This window comes from Ruegeria sp. BB7 (assembly GCF_056539365.1).
This window is the reverse complement of sequence record NZ_JBQFUV010000006.1, coordinates 1-20,245: the sequence shown is the minus strand read 5'-3', so window position 1 is coordinate 20,245 and position 20,245 is coordinate 1. Positions and strand designations below refer to the sequence as shown.

19 protein-coding genes and 1 tRNA gene are annotated in these 20,245 nt (G+C 53.1%); 13 read left to right on the top strand and 7 right to left on the bottom strand.

The genetic code is table 11. The annotated features are described in order from the left end of the window. Window positions 1–20: 20 nt before the first annotated feature. On the bottom strand, window positions 21–1,433 hold the full coding sequence (locus ACR0D7_RS11520) for a pyridoxal phosphate-dependent decarboxylase family protein (RefSeq protein ID WP_480679139.1): 1,413 nt from the start codon (window positions 1,431–1,433) through the stop codon (window positions 21–23). A gap of 209 nt (window positions 1,434–1,642) precedes the next feature. Between ACR0D7_RS11520 and hpaR the strand changes: the two genes are divergently transcribed. Together hpaR and ACR0D7_RS11510 are read left to right on the top strand one after the other, a co-directional pair. Then, the gene (gene hpaR, locus ACR0D7_RS11515) at window positions 1,643–2,077 is read left to right on the top strand and encodes a homoprotocatechuate degradation operon regulator HpaR (protein ID WP_170382203.1); all 435 of its coding nucleotides are present in this window, start codon (window positions 1,643–1,645) and stop codon (window positions 2,075–2,077) included. Between the two features lie 558 nt (window positions 2,078–2,635). After that, on the top strand, window positions 2,636–3,334 hold the full coding sequence (locus tag ACR0D7_RS11510; RefSeq protein WP_480679138.1) for a fumarylacetoacetate hydrolase family protein: 699 nt from the start codon (window positions 2,636–2,638) through the stop codon (window positions 3,332–3,334). 3 nt (window positions 3,335–3,337) lie between these two features. Here the strand turns inward: ACR0D7_RS11510 and ACR0D7_RS11505 are convergent, their stop codons facing one another. Together ACR0D7_RS11505 and ACR0D7_RS11500 are read right to left on the bottom strand one after the other, a co-directional pair. Further along, a complete protein-coding gene (locus ACR0D7_RS11505; protein WP_480679137.1) occupies window positions 3,338–4,546 on the bottom strand; it encodes a winged helix-turn-helix domain-containing protein in 1,209 nt (402 codons plus the stop codon). Window positions 4,547–4,550: 4 nt separating this feature from the next. Continuing rightward, window positions 4,551–5,576, bottom strand: coding sequence for a LacI family DNA-binding transcriptional regulator (locus tag ACR0D7_RS11500; RefSeq protein ID WP_170382201.1), 1,026 nt, complete (start codon window positions 5,574–5,576; stop codon window positions 4,551–4,553). A 115-nt stretch (window positions 5,577–5,691) separates the two neighbouring features. Between ACR0D7_RS11500 and ACR0D7_RS11495 the strand changes: the two genes are divergently transcribed. Continuing rightward, window positions 5,692–5,768, top strand: a tRNA-Arg gene (locus ACR0D7_RS11495). A 318-nt stretch (window positions 5,769–6,086) separates the two neighbouring features. Here ACR0D7_RS11495 and ACR0D7_RS11490 read toward each other — a convergent pair. Further along, on the bottom strand, window positions 6,087–6,311 hold the full coding sequence (locus tag ACR0D7_RS11490; protein WP_480679136.1) for a hypothetical protein: 225 nt from the start codon (window positions 6,309–6,311) through the stop codon (window positions 6,087–6,089). A gap of 590 nt (window positions 6,312–6,901) precedes the next feature. After that, on the bottom strand, window positions 6,902–7,054 hold the full coding sequence (locus ACR0D7_RS11485; protein ID WP_480679135.1) for a hypothetical protein: 153 nt from the start codon (window positions 7,052–7,054) through the stop codon (window positions 6,902–6,904). Window positions 7,055–7,986: 932 nt separating this feature from the next. Here ACR0D7_RS11485 and ACR0D7_RS11480 point away from each other — a divergent pair. The 8 genes from ACR0D7_RS11480 (at window position 7,987) to ACR0D7_RS11445 (ending at window position 17,582) form a co-directional block, all read left to right on the top strand. Then, on the top strand, window positions 7,987–9,579 hold the full coding sequence (locus ACR0D7_RS11480; RefSeq protein WP_480679134.1) for an Eco57I restriction-modification methylase domain-containing protein: 1,593 nt from the start codon (window positions 7,987–7,989) through the stop codon (window positions 9,577–9,579). After that, on the top strand, window positions 9,576–10,514 hold the full coding sequence (locus tag ACR0D7_RS11475) for a XamI family restriction endonuclease (RefSeq protein WP_480679133.1): 939 nt from the start codon (window positions 9,576–9,578) through the stop codon (window positions 10,512–10,514). Before ACR0D7_RS11480 ends, ACR0D7_RS11475 begins: the two co-directional genes overlap by 4 nt. A gap of 404 nt (window positions 10,515–10,918) precedes the next feature. Continuing rightward, a complete protein-coding gene (locus ACR0D7_RS11470; protein ID WP_480679132.1) occupies window positions 10,919–11,071 on the top strand; it encodes a hypothetical protein in 153 nt (50 codons plus the stop codon). A gap of 543 nt (window positions 11,072–11,614) precedes the next feature. Then, window positions 11,615–11,857: a glycine zipper 2TM domain-containing protein gene (locus ACR0D7_RS11465; protein ID WP_480679131.1), complete on the top strand. Its 243-nt coding sequence runs from the start codon at window positions 11,615–11,617 to the stop codon at window positions 11,855–11,857. A gap of 462 nt (window positions 11,858–12,319) precedes the next feature. Then, entirely contained in the window at window positions 12,320–14,380 is a 2,061-nt protein-coding gene (locus tag ACR0D7_RS11460) for an adenylate/guanylate cyclase domain-containing protein (RefSeq protein WP_480679130.1), read from the top strand. Between the two features lie 176 nt (window positions 14,381–14,556). Then, a complete protein-coding gene (locus ACR0D7_RS11455; protein WP_480679129.1) occupies window positions 14,557–15,741 on the top strand; it encodes a tyrosine-type recombinase/integrase in 1,185 nt (394 codons plus the stop codon). 795 nt (window positions 15,742–16,536) lie between these two features. Continuing rightward, a complete protein-coding gene (locus ACR0D7_RS11450; protein WP_480679128.1) occupies window positions 16,537–17,250 on the top strand; it encodes a hypothetical protein in 714 nt (237 codons plus the stop codon). Window positions 17,251–17,354: 104 nt separating this feature from the next. After that, window positions 17,355–17,582 (top strand): helix-turn-helix domain-containing protein, encoded by a 228-nt coding sequence (locus ACR0D7_RS11445; protein ID WP_170444380.1) that lies wholly within the window; start codon window positions 17,355–17,357, stop codon window positions 17,580–17,582. Here ACR0D7_RS11445 and ACR0D7_RS11440 read toward each other — a convergent pair whose 3' ends face one another. Next, window positions 17,583–17,942: a hypothetical protein gene (locus tag ACR0D7_RS11440; RefSeq protein ID WP_480679127.1), complete on the bottom strand. Its 360-nt coding sequence runs from the start codon at window positions 17,940–17,942 to the stop codon at window positions 17,583–17,585. A gap of 185 nt (window positions 17,943–18,127) precedes the next feature. On the opposite strand from ACR0D7_RS11440, the gene ACR0D7_RS11435 reads away from it, so the two are divergent. Both ACR0D7_RS11435 and ACR0D7_RS11430 read left to right on the top strand, forming a co-directional pair. Beyond that, window positions 18,128–19,039, top strand: a complete 912-nt coding sequence (locus tag ACR0D7_RS11435) for a hypothetical protein (RefSeq protein WP_480679126.1) — start codon at window positions 18,128–18,130, stop codon at window positions 19,037–19,039. A gap of 50 nt (window positions 19,040–19,089) precedes the next feature. Further along, window positions 19,090–19,281 carry a hypothetical protein gene (locus tag ACR0D7_RS11430; RefSeq protein ID WP_480679125.1) on the top strand — a complete coding sequence of 64 codons (192 nt, stop codon included), beginning with the start codon at window positions 19,090–19,092 and terminating at the stop codon, window positions 19,279–19,281. Between the two features lie 149 nt (window positions 19,282–19,430). Here ACR0D7_RS11430 and ACR0D7_RS11425 read toward each other — a convergent pair whose 3' ends face one another. After that, window positions 19,431–20,135 carry a deaminase gene (locus ACR0D7_RS11425; protein ID WP_480679266.1) on the bottom strand — a complete coding sequence of 235 codons (705 nt, stop codon included), beginning with the start codon at window positions 20,133–20,135 and terminating at the stop codon, window positions 19,431–19,433. Between the last annotated feature and the right edge of the window lie 110 nt (window positions 20,136–20,245).

Here is a 20,245-nt window from a genome sequence, read left to right as displayed (position 1 = left end):
ACGCAGACATACCACTGTTTCTAACTAAGTGAGCGGGCGATGTCGGTAATGACTTCATAGGCCACGCGAACGTCATTTTCCGTGGTTTCAAACTGGCCAGCCTGAAAGCGGATCGCCAGATCTCCGTCGACGCGGGTTTGGGTCAGGTAGATGCGGCCGTCATCGTTGATGGCATTGACCAGCCGCAGGTTCAAATCATCCAGGTCAGGGTTTCCTTCGGGTGCATAGCGAAAGGTCCACAGCGACCACATCGGTGGGGTTACAATCTGGAAGTCAGGTTCAGCCGCCAGCCGATCATGGAGACCGACGGACCAGTTCACGTGATTGCGAAGCCGTTCTCGCAATCCCTCCAACCCGTAGGCGCGCATCACGAACCATAGCTTTAGCGCCCGAAAGCGGCGACCCAAGGGCACCGACCATTCCGAGTAGTTGATGATCCCGTCCTTGCCATGGGTCTTTAGGAATTCCGGGCTGATCGCCAGCGTTTGAACCAGATCATCGGGGTCCTTCAGGAAATGCGCGCAGCAGTCGAATTGTACGCCCAGCCACTTATGTGGGTTGAAAACGATACTGTCCGCCTGATCCACCCCGGACCAGTAATGGCGGTATTCCGGACAGATCATTGCCGATCCTGCCCAAGCCGCATCTACGTGGGAATACAGCCCGTATTTCTGTGCGATCTTCAGGCATTCGTTTACAGGGTCGGTCGCTCCGGTGCCTGTTCCACCAACGCATAGAATAACGCCCGCAGGATGACAATCAGAGTCTAAATCGGATTGTATTGCAGCTTCCAGTGCAGCGGGGTCCATCCCGCGCCAGCCGCCTTTGATCGGGACACGAACCAGATTGTCCTGCCCGATCCCCGCAATCCAGATTGCGCGATCCACCGATGTATGAACCTCGGCCGAGCAATAAATGCGCAGCGGTTTCCGCTGGAACAACCCGTGTTGATTGCCCTGCCAGTTCAACGCTTTTTCCCGCATGGTCAGCACAGCCGCCAGAGTTGCGGAAGAAGCGGAATCCTGAATGACGCCTGCAAACCCCTGAGGCAGGCCCAACGCCTGTCGCAGCCAGTCCATCATCCGCGTCTCCATCTCGGTCGCGGCCGGTGATGTCTGCCAAAGCATGCACTGAGGTGCGATAGCGCTGGCCAGAAATTCACCCAGTACCGACGGGGCCGAGGCGTTCGAATTGAAATAGGCAAAAAACCGGGGGTGCTGCCAATGGGTGATTCCGGGCATCACGATCTCTTCGAAATCGCGGAAGATATCCTCCATCGCCTGGGGCTGTTCCGGCGGCTGTTCTGGCAAGGCGTCCAGAATATCACCCGGCTCGGTTTGGGCTCTCACGGGCTTGTCACCAACGGTCAGGTGATAATCCTGCGCCCATTCAGCAATCTTCTTGCCCCAATCCGAGAATTCATCCCATTTCATTTCGAACCTCAGTTAAGTTTAACTGGTTGGATTTTGTCCTGCTGACAGTGATGAATATCCAGTGCGTAAGGTCAATGTTCTTTCGTTCTCATACTTTTGCGAAGGCTGATTGGAGAGACAATAAGGCTCTAACAAAAGGTAAAATGGCTGTAATTCCAGAAAAACATATGGCCCGTTGCAGTATCGGCGGATATGGGTGAGAATCCCTTATGACCAATGAAGTACCATTGACGTCACGTTCATTGCCCATTGCGTTATTGCGGGCTCGGGAACGGGTCATGGGGCCTATTCGCAAGATGCTGGCAGATGTTGGTATTACCGAGCAACAGTGGCGCGTGTTGCGTGTACTGAACGAAGAAGGCCCGCAAGAGCCGACGCATATTGCGGACCGGGCCTGCCTTTTATTGCCCAGTTTGACCCGCATTCTGCAAAAGCTTGAGCTCAAGGGTTTGATCCGGCGGCACGCCCACCCATGCGACAAACGCCGCCAGATTGTCGAGATCACCGAGACGGGAAAGCAGATCATTCGGGACAATATTCAGGTGACAGTACATCTGGCTGAGGATTTGCGCACCAAGTTGGGCCCGGAACGGCACGAGGCCCTTCTGGACCTTTTGAACGAATTGCGTGAACTGGAAACGTGACGATCCGCGCTGGAAGTCGGCGTGGGAACCCCGCCAGAGAAAGGTGCTGCCTCTGGCGGGGTGGCCAGACGTATACTGGAATTGGTGCCTGGCCCAGGGTCGGTTGCGTCGGCTAGATTTCGACGGTCCGGCCCGCGATCCAGAGAACACGCTAGTCTGAAATAAGACTGGCTTTCTGGTACAAAGACATGTGGGGGCAGTATCTTTGACCATAGTTCCCTGAAATTTTTACTCCCATCGTGCCAGTGCAGTGCACCGGCGCAACGGGCCGTGCTCGTGCTTCGGCGAATGCTTGGGTTTCCGCCGAACTTGTGAGCGGTGGCCAGAACGCGTGGCACCCCGATTTGCCAACGGTTTTGCGCTCTGCCACCTAAACAACTTAGGGCTGTTCTGGTTTATTCAAAGGTAAGCCATAATATTTATGAACGCAACATTAACAGGCTTTTTAATTTAAAGGAAAATTTCAGGGACACCTGAAAATACTCATATGGATTGGACGGCTTGTTCAGACGTACGTCTACACTAAGATGCGTGTTGCCTGACGTTTTGGGGGACGCGATGACTGATTGCTTATTTTCTCTTCCTGACCTGCCAACAATCCCAGTGCAAGATCAGGATGCGGTGTATCCGGTAGGCCGGATCTTTTGTGTCGGCCGCAACTATGCCGCCCATGCCGCTGAGATGGGACATGAGGTCGACCGAGAAGCGCCATTCTACTTTACCAAATCTGCGCCTAATGCGGTTCTGACCGGGGCAAGCATTCCATACCCTCCCGGGACCAAGAATTTCCATCACGAGATGGAGCTGGCGGTGGCGATCGGCAAACCCGTGTTCCGCGCGACCAGTGCGCAGGCTTGGGATGCGGTCTATGCTTACGGTTGCGCCCTGGACATGACTCGGCGGGATCTGCAGATTCGTGAACGCAACAAGCAACGCCCCTGGGATCTGGGCAAGGATCTTGAGGCTGGTACTGTGTTTGCACCAATGACCCTGGCCTCGGATTGGTCACCTCTGGATGACATCCGCATTCAACTAAGCGTTAATGGCGAAATTCGTCAGGACGCAACGTTGGGTGAGTTGATCTGGAAGATAGACGAAATCATCAGTCATTTGTCTGAGTATTATCATCTGCAGCCAGGCGATCTTATCCTGACTGGAACACCTGCTGGCGTGGGTCCCGTGCAAGCAGGGGACGTGATCGATGGCGGAATAGACGGGTTGCAACCGATCCAATTGACGCTACTGGATGCAGAATAGACCCTATATAGGATCTTTTAGCCAGTCACTTGAGAAGTCGACTCGGTCTAGACCAGTGAACCGACGGACCCGGTCCAATTCAGAGTGCAGCCGTTTGGTTCGGGCATCTGACCAGCGCACGGATCGCTCCGGCCACAGAGCGCTGACGTAAAGGATTCCCAGATCGCGGTTTGCCTTCATATCAATGCGACCGATCATCCGGTCACCCTCAAGCAACGGGAAAACATAGTACCCATAGGTCCTTTTGGCGGCAGGAACAAAGACCTCGATCCGATAATGAAAACCAAACAATCTCTCGGCTCGGTTGCGATCTCGCAGCATGGGATCAAATGGGCTGAGCACCCGAATTCGGCCCGGCGGGGGTGGTGTCTTGGCCTCGGTCATACCCGGCCGGGCCAGCAGTTTACGAAGTCGGCCATCGGCGCAAGTGACTTCGATTTCCTGTAATTTGCCCTGTGTTAGAGCCTTTTTTGACCATTCCTTGGCCTCAGTCACAGTGACTGTGTCCCAGAAAGAGGCCAGTTCACCGGGCGTCGCAAAACACAACCTGTCCAGCGCAGCATTGCACAGCCAATCCACCGTTTCCTCGGTTTCGCAACTCATATTGCCCGGGCACAGGTGCGTCTCGATCACCCTTTCGGTCAAGTCATAGCGTTTCTGAAACCCATTTCGGCCAATTACGGTCAGAGCGCCGGATCGCCACAGGAACTCCAACGCTGTTTTTGAGGGATGCCAGTCCCACCAGCCGCCTGACCCTTTCTTTTCATCCTTGCCTACATCTGATGACGACACTGGCCCATGGTCGCGAATATGTTGCAAGACCGTGGCAAACCGCTGCTCGAACCCGTCTCGGCGCCAGTTCTTCCAACGGGATTTCAGCAACTCTGCGTCGCGCTGAAAGCGCAGGTGCCAGTGAGGGTAAAAATCCATCGGGATAACGGCGGCATCATGGGTCCAATGCTCGAACAGCGCCTTGTCTCTTTCGTAGAGACGCTTGAGGTTCGTCGCACGATAGGATGCTCTGCGCGAAAACAGGATCATGTCATGGGCGCGGGCGACTGTATTGATGCTGTCCAGTTGTACAAAACCCAACCTGTGAATCAGATTCAGCAGATCCCCGCCCTTGGCCCCGCCCGAGGGCTGTTCGGCCAGGGCATGGCGATCCATAAACAGGGCGCGGGCCGCCTTGTTGTCCAACCGCGGCAGCGCCATGGGTTTAGCGCCGTTTCAGTGTGTCGCCATAGCTGATTTTAGGGGTCAGGGTGACGCGTGTGTCCACCTCGGCATTTGGATCGGCCAGTTGTGCGGCGATGATTTCCGCCGCCTTGCGCCCGATTTCATGCCGGCAGGCATCCATTGTGGCCAGCTTGCGCGGCAGGCCCTGCAGCAGTTCTACGTTATTGAACCCGGCCAGACCGATTTGCCCCGGTATGTCGATTCCCTGTTCCAGCAGGTACAGCAATCCGCCCGCACCGATCATATCGTTGGAATAATACAGAAAATCCAGATCGGGTGAGCGTTCCAACATGGCTTGGGTCATCTCACGGCCTTTGGCCAGAGCTGATCCTCCGGAATAGAATTCACGATCTTCGATCTCGATACCGTTTTTGCCCAGAACTTCAGTGAAGCCTTCGAACCGTTTGCGCGCACGGTGGTCCAGCGGCATCTTGGTGCCCATGAAGCCGATATGCTGGTATCCGGCCTTTAGGATCGCTTCGGCCATCTCGCGCCCGGCGCGGCGGTGAGAAATCCCGACCATCGCATCAACCGGTTTACCGTCGGTGTCCATGATCTCGACCACCGGAATGCCTGCTGAATCCAGCATGGCACGGGCTGCGTCCGTATGTTCCAACCCTGCGACAATCACACCCGATGGCCGCCACGAGAGCATCTCGTACAGGACCTTTTCCTCTTTCTCGGGCAGATAATCGGTGACACCGACCACCGGCTGCAACTCGGTATCTTCCAGCACCTGATTGATGCCGGTCAGAACCTCGGGAAATACCATGTTTGACAATGACGGGATGATCACTGCGACCAAATTAACCCGGCTTGAGGCCAGCGCGCCCGCGATTTTGTTGGGTACATATCCCAGCTCCTTTGCGGCGGCCAGAACACGGGTTCGGGTGGCGTCGGACACGTCGCCCCGGTTCCTCAGAACCCGGCTGACCGTCATCTCGGATACTCCGGAAGCCTCAGACACATCACGAAGGGTAAGCGGGCGTTTTGTTTCTGTGGTCACGGAGAGCACCTGCACTGTTGTTTTGCCCGATGGTAGCGTGAACAGGATGGGATTTACAACTGTTGTGCAAAGGTCATGACAACCTTGAAAAACCAAGGTACAGAGAGCCTTGCGCGGCCCCGTGGCTCAACTGGATAGAGCAGCCCCCTCCTAAGGGGCAGGTTGCAGGTTCGAATCCTGCCGGGGTCGCCAGAAAAAACAATAACTTGCATAGAAATCATTGCACTACAACATGACAACTGGAACGAAACTCGGAACGAAATAACGTTGTTCGATGACGTGTTGGCTGCCGCTGTTAGAAGAAACGTGGACCTCGAAAAATGGAGTCCAGGGAAGCGATCTCATTGGCCTGGCGGATTGCCTTTTGAGGAAGCTCTCACACCAGTGTTCGCCAAATCCCAAAACACTACTTGCAGACGGTTTACTAACGATGAATAAGAGCCAAAACCAACTTATTTATAATGGCTTCAGGCCCTTTTGCTGACGCTGACGGAGGACCCCCTCGCTCGCTTACCTCACGAGTTCCATTATTCCTCTTGCCTGAGCAGCATTTTTGATTTCACGAACACCAGAAACCAGAGTGCGGTTGTCAAACTTCTTTCCGCTCTTTTCACAGTTGGCTTTGACCTTCTCGGCCTTCTGAATAGTCAGTTGCCGCTCTGAAAGACCGTAGTTCTTGAGCAAATCGCGGGCAGCCTCAAGATGAAGGCCGATCATGCGGATTGCCAATGACATACTGTCCTTCTCAACTTTCAGTCCCGGCTTGCCGGCAAGCGCATTAAAGATGACTGCATAAGAAAATGCAGAGAAGGCTTTGCGGCGATAGAAACTCGTCGGAATCTCCTCTTCGTTGAACGTTTCCTTGAAGCTGTTCCTGTAAAAGTCGATTGCTTCCTGATCGAACTCGAAGACAGCATCGAACTGATCGGAAAGTCAGTCGTAGGCCGGTCAGGGTCTTTGGGTGCCGTAATGTAATTAAATCTTTGAGCAAAACCATAGACCAGGGAAGCCGCTCCGATTTGGTCAGGGAATGTCTCACCAACCGTCATTCCAAAAACTCTAATTGCATGGTTCGGAATAAAAATATCTGTTTCCTAGGTTTATCGTTCAATCGGACTGCCAGAATACGCGCGGAGCAGTACATCTTTGATTTCTTCCATATATTGAATGTTTTGAATCTGATGTAAAAACTGACCGAACTCGTCTCTCAAAAAGAGACCTCGAAAAGAGACCTCGCGATTTGCTTTCAATGTCTTCGACAAATCTTGCCGCCGATGATGCCGTTTCAATGATTGGGGCCTGTTGTCGGTGGCGATCCCTGTCAGTTATTCAGTAACCTTGTCCATCGCCAGTGTTTTGCCGACCCCAGACGGCCCCAAGGTGACCGACCAGATTTTAGCAGGGTGATCCTGGCCGCCCATTCGATACCGCGCTCCGGCTGCATTCAAATGCCCCGAAATGAAAGACAAAGTAATCATCAATGGGAGCTCCAGAGAAATATCTGATTCAGTCTTAAAAATATCAACGATTTCATCAAGAAAGGAGCCAGGGGGACGACATACAACCCCTTCCAGGTTTTCTCCCCTTTGAAAGACATCATCATCCTGACGGTCTTTGAGCCTCTTCACTCATGTCAGGATACGCTTTGAGAATGCTCGCAGAATCAAACTCTTTTGCTCGAATAGCTTTGGTCATTTTTGTTCTCCTTCTAAGACCCTTCCCAGCTGATTTTCGGCGGGCAACAACCAGATAGGTCTCCGCTTACTTTTCCGAAAAAAATGTCAGTAAAAAATCTGACCTGCCCGAGAGGGGACCCCAGTCAGCGTCAGCAAAAGAGCCTGAAATTCTTAGAAATAAGGTGTTTTTGGTTCTTTCTTGTAGTCGGCAGACCGTCTGCAAATGGTATCTTCCCAAAATCGAGATCGACATGGACCACAACCACTGAGACTCAAGACAGCGCGCCTTGGTCTCCTCTACACCTTGACCAGGACGCTGCCCTATCGCACCATTTGTCCCCGCTCTCTGCGCTTCTGGCGTGGCTGTGCCTCATTTGGTGGCGCTGGCACATCGAACAAAACCTGCCGCGTTTTGCGACCTCTGGTTCAGGGTGAGGAAGGCCAGGAGCCGGGGGCATGATACAGGAAATCAGAAACACACAGCCCAATCCATAGCTATCGCTGTTGCGGCCAGCAAACGAATATCAATTGACACTTGTCGACTCGTCGACAAAAAATCACATCATGAACAGGCAGAATTCCAAAACAAAACGCCAAATCGTCGGCTTTTCCTTGGCTCGGGCACTGGCCCGAGAAGTGAAGGCGGAAGCCGCGCAACGCGGTCTCTCGCTTCGTAAGCTATTCGAAGAAATCTGACAGCTATATTTGGCTGAAAAGAAACGCAGGAAAGAGCCATGATTGAGAGCGAAGATCAGCTCGCCGGTGTTGCTGCGGCTTTAATCGGACCAGACATGGTCTTGCCCAGATTGGAGCAAAGGCTTGTCGATCGCCGCGAGGCTGCCTCGCCTGAACTGGTTGCGACGTTCCGGCGCGGGATCGAAGCGGGTGGAGATCCTCTTGGCGATGTCTTCTGCGCCTTGCGCAGCCCGGAAGAACGGCGCGAGGATGGCGCCACCTATACGCCGCCCGCGATCGTGGCGTCGATGATTGCTTGGGCACAGCGTCAGTCAAAAACCCCGGTTCGCATCGTTGATCCAGGGGCCGGATCAGGGCGTTTTACGATTGCAGCAGCACGCGCCTTTCCGAATGCAGAATTGATTGCTGTTGAGATTGACCCCCTGGCCCGGCTCCTGCTCCGCGCCAATGCGGCGGTGATTGGTTTTGCCGATCGTCTTTTTGTCCGGGCGAGCGACTTCCGCCGGATATCTCTCCCTGCCACCAACGGCCCGACGCTTTTCATCGGCAACCCACCATATGTGCGACACCACCAGATCAGTGAGCGGTGGAAAGACTGGTTCGGAAAGACAGCAACTGCGCTGGGATTCCGGGCGAGCAAGCTTGCCGGTCTGCATATCCACTTCTTCCTGAAAACCAGGAGTATTGGGCGGCCTGGTGATTTTGGAGCTTTCATTACAGCGGCAGAATGGATCGACGTGAACTATGGATCGGTTCTACGACAGATGCTTGCCAACGGGCTTGGCGGTGCCTCGCTCCATGTCATTTCCCCAGATGCCCGTCCCTTCGCCGATGCACTGACTACGGGGGCGATCACAGCCTTCAATCTCGGGGAGCGCCCGGATCGGTTCCTTGTAGACTCCGTCGACTCTATCGAGTCCCTGGCGGATTTGAGTTCAGGGTCGACGATCGAATGGGCGACTTTGGAAGAGGCTCCCCGGTGGTCTATTCATATCCGAAAGGGGGCAAAACCAGCGCCAGGCCATATCGAACTTGGCGATCTGTTTCGCGTTCATCGCGGCCAGGTTTCAGGCGCGAACGGCGTGTGGATCGCGGGACCGCAGGCAGAAAAGCTTCCAAAGCGGTATCTTCTGCCCTGCATCACGAAAGCCCGCGATCTCCTCGAAGCAGGAGCCACACTTGAAGACGCCAGTGGTCTGCGTCGCGTGGTCGACTTGCCGCGTGACCTCAATGATCTTGAAGACGCTGAACGCGATTCCGTCGAGCGTTTCCTGGTTTGGGCGCGAAAACAGGGCGCGCATGAGAGCTATGTCGCACGCCACCGACGGGCCTGGTGGTCTGTTGGACTGAAAGATCCGGCACCAATCCTTTGCACTTACATGGCGCGGCGTGCCCCAGGATTCGTGCGCAACGCTTGCGGGGCGCGGCATCTTAATATTGCGCATGGCCTTTATCCGCGTGAGCCGCTGGATGACGCCACGCTTTCACGTCTTGTGGCATATCTCTCCAAGAACGTCTGTATCAATTCAGGCCGCATCTATGCCGGAGGGCTGGCAAAGTTCGAGCCAGGAGAGGTATCTCGACTACCCGTCCCCTCCCCCGATCGTCTTCCAGAATTTACTATTCAATGAGTATTCCTAACGTGTCTCGACTACCTACCAAATGGACCGACGCCGAGCTGGAGGAGCAAGCGCAGGCGTCCATTGACGCTTTCGTTGATCGCCGTTTGAAAGAACCGCGTGATCGATACCTTGCTCATATTTCTCTACGTCAAGCCGCAATCATGCGTCTCTTTAAGACGTTGATTGGAGTTGATCCCAAGAATCCTGATGTTGAAGTCGTCCGGGAGGTTCTCCTCGATTCCGACCTGCTGAATGCATTGCGCTATGTCGCTGGTCCACCTGTCTCCGAAAATGACCTGAATGTTTTGGTGACGCGCTCCACTGCACGGATTACCAAGACGCGGCTCAAGGTCGAGGATGACTTGGTTCAGGCGGTCCTGCGGTTGATTTGTAGCCTGTCGGACCCAATCAGGTTTCCCTGGATCAATGATCGTCGCACGCCCGCCCCGCATGAACTGAAACATGCAATCCGGGCCACGGCGGCGCTCCACGCTACTCAGACCTTGCAGACAGAGAGGCGTGGATTTGGTCGAGCTGTCGAGAAGGCCCTGAAGGATCGGCTTCTTGAGCTCGGCTATGAGCAGATGAAAGCACCGAACAAAATCGAATCGCCATCGCAGTGGCCAACGGCGAATACTTTCTATGGAGAATGCGCAGTCTATGGCCGCAAGGCCGATATTTTGATCGGGTTGGCCGATGGCCGGATCGTCGCTGTGGAGGCAAAGGATTCGGCGTCGGCGCTAAACTCGATCAAGCGCGTCCTCAACGATACAGCAGCGAAGGCTGGGCACTGGAACACAAAAGCGGGTGAGGGAATCGTTCCGGTCGCGCTGCTCTCAGGTGTGTTCGGTGTAGAAAACCTCAAGAGTGCTCAAGCGTCAGGTCTATACTTGGTCTGGACACACGAACTGGATAGTTTTGTGAGCTGGCTGTTAGCGCAGTAAGTGTGCGCGCCGACCTGTTTTCTAAGAAGCAGAAAGTCCCAGCAGTTTTCCTGCCGGGGCGTATTGCTCTCTTCCGGAGAAGAGTGATCAATCTTTCGGCAGTGGTAGCAGACCAATTGCGCGCCCATCCCTCAGTTTGAATGACACTTGACCCAGAAGCACTCAAATTTCCGGTGCGCGAACGCCGGATTTTTTTGCTTTTTTCAGTCTTTTTCTGCCTGATTTTTTACTGCGTTCGGGGTGTCGGACCTATCTTCTAGTTGAGGCAGAGAAGCCCCCGAAACAAGAGGAAAAACCGAGCTATGACTAACATTCAATTCGCCAAAATATCCCCAAAACTTTTTCGGAAGACACGAATCAGGAGCCCCCAGGGGTTTCAGTTTCAAGCGAAGCTGATCGAGGAGATGAACAGTAAGTGTTTCATGGAGGTCAAAGTCTGGGATCACCGAACCAGCAATGGCGATCTGGTCGGAATCTATTCGATTCCTGCGGCCAATTCGGGCCGCGCGAAATACGTGGACCTTGAAGCCAAGATCAACGGCTGGCCGATCTTTTAATACACTAAGAGGATAGGCAAAATGAAACAGGCACATGCCCTTGAAATAATTTGGAGCAAAAATCAGGTTGGTTCTTGTTATGTGTATTAACAATACTGTTTTTCTTTGGATGGCGTTTGGGGATGGGATTGATTTGCGTAACCGCCTCGCCTTCCCGGATCAATTGCCAATAAGTTCCACCGAGGAGCTTATTTCCAGGTCTCTCTATGCTCTGTTATCTTTGCTCGGCCTGGTAACCGCACTTGCTGTAATCTTGGAAAGAAGTGATGGCCGCCGTTGATCATAAATTGGTTCTTTGTCTTCGCAGGAAGTCGAAAGCGACGGAAATGGGATGTTGGAATTGTTGACATTGACAGTCAGGTGGGTGGGTTAAGCTGTGGTTCAACCCAGAACCACACGATGACATCGTTCAGTCGACGAACGCCCCCGCCTGTAGGCAGGTTATTGCTTCTGGGCCGGCGGCGGGTTGGAGAGTGGTTCAAAAGAACCTACATGTCTGGAAACAAGAGGCCATGACGTACTTGCGAACGTAAGGAATCCGACATGAAGAAGACAACAGTAGCTTGCCTGCTTGGTGGCACATTGCTCTTGGCAGCATGTGGAGCCCCGACAACACCAACTCAGGCTCAAGCACAAAGTGATGCTCGGTGTGCTGCTGGCATTTTGGGGGGTGCAGCTCTTGGTGGCGTCTTAGGCAACCAGATTGGTGCAGGCTCGGGCAAAACCCTTGCAACGGCAGCTGGTGCTGGACTTGGAATGTATGCTGGCCAATCGGCTTGTAACTGACGACAAGACGTAGACTGCAAAAGAGAGGCGCTATAGCGCCGAATGAATTCCCACGGGGGGCCAGCGGGTTGTGCCGCTAAGGGCCCTAAGTCGCCTTTTCCGTGCCAGTTGATTGCTGCCGGTGCAGTCGGTTGACGGTCGGCTTTCTAAGTATTGATGCCATTTAAAATGGTCAGTGTTGCGAACGTAGCGAACGGCAACTGTATGGCCCGCTCGCCAAACTGGGACAAAAGCCGCGAAGGTCAATGATCGAAACCTTGCAACAGCTTCATGTGTGTTTTCTTGTTTCGGTACGGGTAATAGCTAAAGCTGAATATTTGGTCCGGTAATCGCTTCACAAGCAGATCTGTTTGTTGAATTTAACAGTTGCGTGAGTTTTCAGCATTAAAGCGAAGTAAGCTTTGCTCTTTGAACTGCCTCAACTCAATATGTGAAGCACATGTCGCTACTTGCGGAGATTTGATGCGAATTAGCGTAGGCATCGCTGTATCAATACTGGTTGCCATATCCATCGGCGTGTCGACGGTTATAGTCCACTCCCTGTGGTGGAAAACAGCGCGCGACAATAGCCGCATGCTCGCAGCCGAGATCAACAGTCAAATTGCAAACACCGTTCGTATAGAGGTGGGCGTAACGCTCAGGTCGGCCGAAGCCGCCTGGGCAGCCGTACGCACGATATTTGTCCAGAACGTTATCGCGACGCGACAAGCCGACAAGAGAGAGTTCGTGTTTTTATCACAATTGCAGGCGCAACCGAATATTTCATGGATTCTCTTCGGTTGGCCCGATGGAAATTTTTTCGCGTCGCGTCGTTTAGGTGATGGCGGGCTTGAGATGATTGAAATCGACAAGGATATCCGTGAAAGGATGTTGCGGAAGGACCGGTATATCTTCATTCCAGGAGACATCCAGTTCGAAGAGCGAACCTTTACCGAAACATCCTACGATCCACGTGGACATGCCTGGTACGAAAACTTTATGGGTCTGGATTCCACAGGGTGGATAGAAGCGCGCGACCTCCCGGATAGTGACAAAACCGTTTACGCCTTTGCTGGCCCGATAGACGTCAACCGAACTCGGCAAGGTGTCCTAGCTGTGGCGATCGATACGGATCGACTTTCGCGCTTTTTGGCGACAATTGCGCCCGGTGAGTTTGGCGCGGCGTTTATTCTGGATTCCGATGGTAATGTGATTGCGGTACCTGATGCGGACGCAGATGAGGTTACCCCCGCACGCATGGGTGAGGGGCAGCTTTATGAGGTCGCCAAGATCGCAGGGGAAAATTTGTTGGGTGATCCCACAACGAATGCCCCAGGCGCATTGACAAAACGCGTTGTCCTAGGAGGTGTGCCCTATGCGGTAGCTCTTACGCCTTTGGGGTTTTACGGCTGGCGCGTTGCCACGGTCATTCCTGAATCGGCCTTTCTTACGGAAATCGACAAAACGTTGATAAATTTGATCTATATATTGATCGGTGTGGTTTTTGTTGCCACAGGCTTGGCGATCTGGCTGGTTCGCAAAATAGTCGCGAACCCGTTAGCATATATCGCCGAAGACCTGAGCAAAATAGAACGCTTTGACGTTGAAAGCATTTCGCGCAGGCCCTCCAGACTCTCTGAGCTTGCAAACCTCTCTGCTGCGACCGCTAGTATGGCTGCAGGCCTTTCAGCGTTCCGCAAGTATGTACCTACCGATTTGGTGCGCATGCTGGTTGCCGAGGGCATCAAGACTCAGCCAGGCGGAGACATAAAGCAGATTTCCGTGTTGTTTTGCGATGTCACGGGTTTCACAGGTCTGTCTGAGAAACTTGGCCCCAGAATCGTCCAAATGATGGAACCCTTCTTCAACGCGTCCTCTGCGGCCATCTCTCGTAATGGGGGAACCATCGACAAATTCATGGGTGATGCTGTGATGGCCTTCTGGGGCGCGCCGCGCAAGGATATTAATCACGCCGAAAACGCCTGTCGCGCGGCACTGGACCTTGTTGCCGCTGTAGAGGAGGCCGGAATTGAAGACGACGCTGGCAACCCGCTGCGCGTCAGGATCGGGCTAAACAGTGGCGAGGCTCTGGTCGGCAACATAGGGTCAGAGCAGCGTTTGAATTATACCGCAATCGGCGATGTGGTGAACGTTGCCAGCCGATTAGAGGGAGCCAACAAGGATTACGACACACTGATCCTGATTGGTCCAGAAACCCGACGCCAAGCGGGTGATAAGATATTGGTGCGTGAGCTGGATACGTTAACAGTATTTGGGCGCACAAAGGAGTTGGTGGTCCACGAACTGATTGCGATGGCGGATGAGATTGACGGATCGCTTGCGTGGATTGAGGCCTACGAACAAGGCCTCGCGTATTACCGAGCAGGGCAGTTTGAAAAAGCTGTTGCTGCCTTTAAGGCCGCTGATCAAGAACGAAACGGAGATCCCGCCTCGGTCGTCATGATGTCCCGCGCCCAAGTTCTGTTGGAGAATCCGCCACCGGACGACTGGAATGCAGTTACGAACACCAATAAGAAGCGGTAGTTTGCGGGGCCCGTAGACGCTAATTGTCCGTTGAAGATTGGAACAGAGAGAGTTTTTGCAGCAACAAATAATTGCAAGAACGCCCAGAGCCATTTCTCTGCATTTCGCCAGATTTCGCCGCCATTTGCTTCCGTATAGCTTCCGGAAGCAGGCCGAAAGCAAGGAGTGTTCTGGATATGTTCAAACTGACCAAACGCGCGGCAGAGGGGCTTACGATTGAGCCCAAGGAATACCTTGTCTGGGACCGGGACATGCGCGGCTTTGGCCTGCGGGTCTACCCGTCTGGCAAAAAGACCTATTTGGTCCAATACAGGGCCGGACGCCGGACGCGACGGATCACCATCGGCCAGCCTGGCATTCTGACCGCAGAAGAAGCGCGGACACGGGTCAAGCAGCTTCTGGGCGACGTGGCGCGCGGTTCAGACCCTTCTGCCGAGAGACAGGCAAAACGGCGCGCGCCGACCGTTGCAGGTCTCTGTGACCGGTTCCTAGAAGAATATGTCGATCAGCATTGCAAGCCGACCACTGCCCGCGACTATCACAGCGTGATCCGCCGCTTCATCCGGCCCAAGCTTGGTCCTATCCCGATTGCCGAAGTGACTCGCGCCGACGTGGTGGCGTTTCATCACGGGTTGCGCGAAACCCCCTATCAGGCCAACCGAGCCGCTGCGATGTTGTCGAAACTGTTCAATCTGGCCGAGGATAGGGGACTACGGCAATCGGGATCAAATCCCGCGCGCCGGATCAAGAAATTCCGCGAAGAAGAGAAGAAACGCTACCTGTCCGACGCAGAACAGATACGGCTTGGTGAAGTGCTGGCAGAGGCGCTGGAAGAGGGCTCGGAGACTGTCTACGTAGTTTCTGCTCTCCTGCTGCTGATTTACACTGGGTGCCGCCTCAGCGAGATTCTGACGCTGCGCTGGGACTATGTAACCTCGCATCATCTGGAATTGCCGGAAAGTAAGACTGGCCGCCGCCGTATTCCCTTGCCGAGGGAAGCCTATGACATCCTGATGGACCTCCCCCGCCAATCGGGCAATCCCTTCGTCATATTGGGCGAGTCAGAGACCGGACCGCTCAACAACCTGCAAAAGCCGTGGCGACGTATACGTAAGGTGGCAGGACTGGACGACGTCCGTATACATGATCTCAGGCACACATATGCCTCGGTGGCGATGAAAGATGGGATCGACCCGTTCACCCTTAAGGAGATTTTGGGTCACAAGAACCTGACCACGACCCTGCGTTATGCACATCTGGCAGATGATGCGGTGCAAAGAGCAGCGGGATCGGTTGCAGCCCGTCTGGCACGCGCTGTCCGTAAGGACGTCCGGACTCCCCCTTTGCGGGTCGTTCAATAACCTCACATTGCTGCGATCCGTTGCTTCGGTAGTAAAGTCGCAAGGTGAGACTTGGGGGCGGGTATTTGAAGCGGGTGCCGTTAGGTAAGGTTGTACACCGAATCTCTGAATCTCAATCGCGTTGCCAAAAAACAACGCTCAATAGCTGAGTTCTTTTTTGACGCGAGAAAAAAAGGCACAAAAAGTCTTTGTAAAACAAACATGAAATTTGCCGCTTAAATTTTAGGCAAACAGAACGAAACCTTTAGTTTTTAAGATGAAACCCGTACTCAACACCAAATTATCCGCGCACTTATCCACAGAAGTCGTGGATGCCTTACGTATTGATTGAATTCAGCGGTCATGCAAAACAGGTGATTCTAAGAATCTGGGTTACAGGCCTGCATGATTCATCGTTGGAACTCCCCCGCAAATTATCGGAAGTGAACTTGGCTCGGCTTGCTGGTTTCAGCGCCAATTGAACTTACGGTTGGTACGGAGCAAGGCGCGCAGGGCGTCGTGATGACAAACGCTGTTTGAACTCCGTGTACCTGTGACACCACCAGGTGTTGTTAGGCTCGACCACGTGATGTTGGGGCTAACTCGGGAGCCACGACGCTCCACGTGCAAGTAAACTTACGTGGCGCGACCTATTCCGGGTATACCCCGGGTAGGGCCAAATCCCTCTACCCGGGGTATACCCGGAGTAGGAGCGGGGTTAGGCAGCTAAATTAGGTAAGTTTTGCACTGGTACCGAAACCAGTCCCTGAGTATCTGGACAGTCGCAACACTGAACCAAATCTGTGAGATGTGACGTTGACCGCAAACATTGCCAAAGGCTCTTTCGATGTGAGCGAAGCGGGCCGAATGAAACGCGCATCATCCTTAACTGATGAGGATTTGAACAAGCTCTGGGAAATCTGCGAACTCGAAGGCAATTGCAGCGCTGAGTTTTCAAGAAGAGTTCGTGAAGCGGTCTATTTCTATTTTCCCGGACCCAGTAAACAATTTGTTCTGTCGGCAAAGGAACGAAATCGCTTCTACGCCAAGCTGGAAAAATCTATCGGCGATCTCCGAGAGAAATTGGGCGGTATGCATGATGACATGATCGTCGAAATTGATTGCGGTGGAGACGGGTACGACCCGGAAGGCTTTGACGTAGGCCAAGCCGCGGACTTAGGAGTTTTTACCTACGGTGGTTATCTTCTTTATTCCCTTCAAGGGCAGCTAGAAGACTTCGCAGAAATTGTCGCTACAGCAAAAAAAGAGAATGGGAACCCCCGCGGCAAACCCAAACAAAACGAGGCTTTGGAATCTACAATTTCTGATCTTGGCGAAATTTACCGGGACTTTTCCGGAAGAGCCCCAATGGCAGGGTATCGCTACGACGAGCTAGATGAACGACAACCCTACAAGGGACCGTTCTTTGACTTCCTCCATACAATTCTTTGGACGGTGAACAGGCGTGACTTCCCTACAAGCAATACCATTGGCGACACCGCCAGACGGCTGTTTAACCTAAGAAAATAGGGTGATGGCGTAATTGTCCCAAAACTTGGACATTTACGCCATTAGACCGTGATCCATCTTCGCTGCATTCTGCCTTCAATACCTTCAAACGCAGTGAGGCGAAGATGCAGACACAACCTAACCCAGACTACTTTGATCAGTTGATCGACGAAAAGGCGGCAGCGGATTACCTCTGTTACTCTGTCCGCGCTTTGCAAAATTGGCGCGTGCGTGGCGGCGGCCCCCTGTTCATCAAAGTGTCCGGTCGGTCCGTTCGCTACACCCGCCGCGACCTTCAAAAATGGATTGCTGAAAAGCGCGTGGCGAACACCAGCACCGCACCCAACAATTAATCAAGTTTTGCCCGCGTAGAGCTGGCAGCGCTGCGCGGGATTTTGGGCCGGATGGTTCCTGAGGGGCGCGAGGTCAAACGCCACCTCGCGCCCTTCTTTTGTCTGCCGACTGATAATTCTCAACACAATGGAACAATCCAAATGAGCAACCAACCTGCCCACAAACTGAAACTGGGTCTTATCACAGCGACCATCTGGGATAATGATGGATTTTACTCCGTCGATGTAACCCGCTCTTACCGGGATAAAGATGGCGACTGGAAATCTACCACCAGCTTTTCGCACAGCGATTTGCTGAATGTCGCCAATTGCACCGAGCGAGCGGAAATTTGGATCGGACGGCAGATCAATAACCGCCAATGACCTGAGCCGGGCGTCCAGCCCGGCCCCAAAACAATAGCTGCCCCGCCGGAGGCACTATTGAAGGGCGCGCAAGCGCCCGCCCTTTTCCCAACCTCAAACAAAACAGCGCGGCGTTCGCCGAAAGAGGTGGGTGATTGTAGCACCCCCCTCTGGAAATACCGAAACCCAAGGAGACCCAAAAAATGCAAATTGTTCATCGAGGCTTCGACACCATCGCACTTTCGATTCAAGCGAACATCTCTCAGGAGTTGTTCGACTTGCTGAGCATCGAACGTGAAAGGGCCGAAGAAGAGCGGCATCCCGTTCCTTTCAGCTACGGTGGCGCGGATTTTGACCTCTTGCCGCATGGTGGCAACGGATATCGCTTTATCCTCAAAGGTGGGCCTTTGGACGTTCATTGGTCCTTTAAGAAACCAAATGCACGCGACCCGTGGGGCATTCGGGTTTCGGTGGGTTCAACACTCCTTGCAACGCAAGGTCTCGGGCACGCGCGATCCTATATAGATAGGACCCTAACAAGGCTTGGCGTTCGCTTTGAGGCGCATCAGGTTAGTATCGGTCGTGCGGATTTCTGCGTTGATGTACTGGCACCGAAATTCGAACTTATTCCCGAGAATTTCGTCATTCACAGCCACACGAATCGCGCTGACTATCTCACCGCTCAGGATGATATGCGCAGCAATGGTAAATCTGGTCAGTTCACATCCGTTACGGTCGGTAAAATGCCGGGACGGCAGGTCATCATTTATGACAAACGTCGCGAAGTGATCGACAAGAAAAAGCCGATCTGGTGGGATATCTGGAACGCCAACCTAGTTTGCCTCCTTTGGACTCTTCTGACGTGTCTCAGAGCCGCGTATGGCGCGTTGAGGTGCGTGCAGGGAAGGCCTTACTCAAAGATCGTTGGCAGATCAGGACGTGGCTTCAGTTCGATGCCATGTTCGGCGATGTCATTGCTGAAGCGATGCAAAAGATTCGGTACTGTGTGCCTGAACCGGACGACACAAACCGCGCGCGGTGGGGGAACCATGAACTCTGGGACTTGGTTTCTGAATCGTCAGAAGATGATTTGCTGGAAATGCGAAGTTACGTAGATGCCACCAAGATCAAAAACGTTCATCGCGACGAGCACAGACGGATGATCATGGCGCAGATTATGGGCAATGCGACGACACTAGCCGCACTGGAAGATACTAAGGAAAGTGAGTTGGGTGATTTCATGGATTCTGTGGGAGGCAGGCTTTTTGAGAATGTCGCGGCCAATCCTGAGCGCGCGGCTGCTAAACTAATTGAAGCAAAAAACAGGTACCGATTCATTGCTTGGCGTTGGGTATAAAACTAGTTCCGAGATTGATGAGAAGTGTGCCCTTTGACAGTGAAAATAAATCCGTTTGCCCTTGAAGCAGTATAGTTCTAGGTGCCGCCACCGCAAAATACGCTAAACGCCAAATGATCGCATAACGCGTAATATTCTCTTACTTTTGTCTACGCTTTCTTGATCGCTTCGTAGAAGACCTCCAAGAAGGCAGGTTCCAACAAAACGTGCGTAGAATATCGCTCGCCTATCAATGGCTTCGGCGTCGTTTCGTACCAATCCGTTGCGCTGTTACCTTTGTCCTTTCTTTTTCCTTTCTCAAAAATTTCCCTGAACCGCCTCGGAGAAATTCCGTGAAAATGTTCTACTACAACTTTTTTCTTGTGATCCGGATCATGTGTGATCGCATCGTCATGAAGAGAAATTGCGCGGCTTTTGGGGTATGGTTCGATGTACACAATCCTACTTATGCCCGCCGCAATCAGGTGCTTGGCACAATTGTGGCAAGGGTAGGTTGTTACGTAAATCGTAGCCCCTTTTGTTGACAAACCCAATCGAGCGGCGTCTGCCAACGCCGACATCTCAGCATGCGTCATTCGCCCAAACTCAGTGATGTCGGAAATCAAGGACTTTTTGATTAGTTGTTGAAAGTTTTCGTCCTTCAACAGTTCGGACGGCTCTTTGTTTAAACTTCCGTGCTTAGCAATGGCATCGACAAAGTTGTGAATAATACGAATTGTTTCAAGCTTATTTGCCTCGACCTTTCTATCCATATCCCTTTGAGGGTTGTCGTCAGTACACCAATAGTTCCCACCGCCTGGACGTGGGACTTCGTTGCAACCAATTGATATCACATCCCCGTCCGTCGACATGATGGCACTGCCTGTCTGACGTCAGCACCAATGGGACAGTTTAGGTCGATTTGATAAGAGAGGGTTTCTGGCTCATCGTAACCGCCAAGGAGTGGAGATGAGAAAGAAACCCG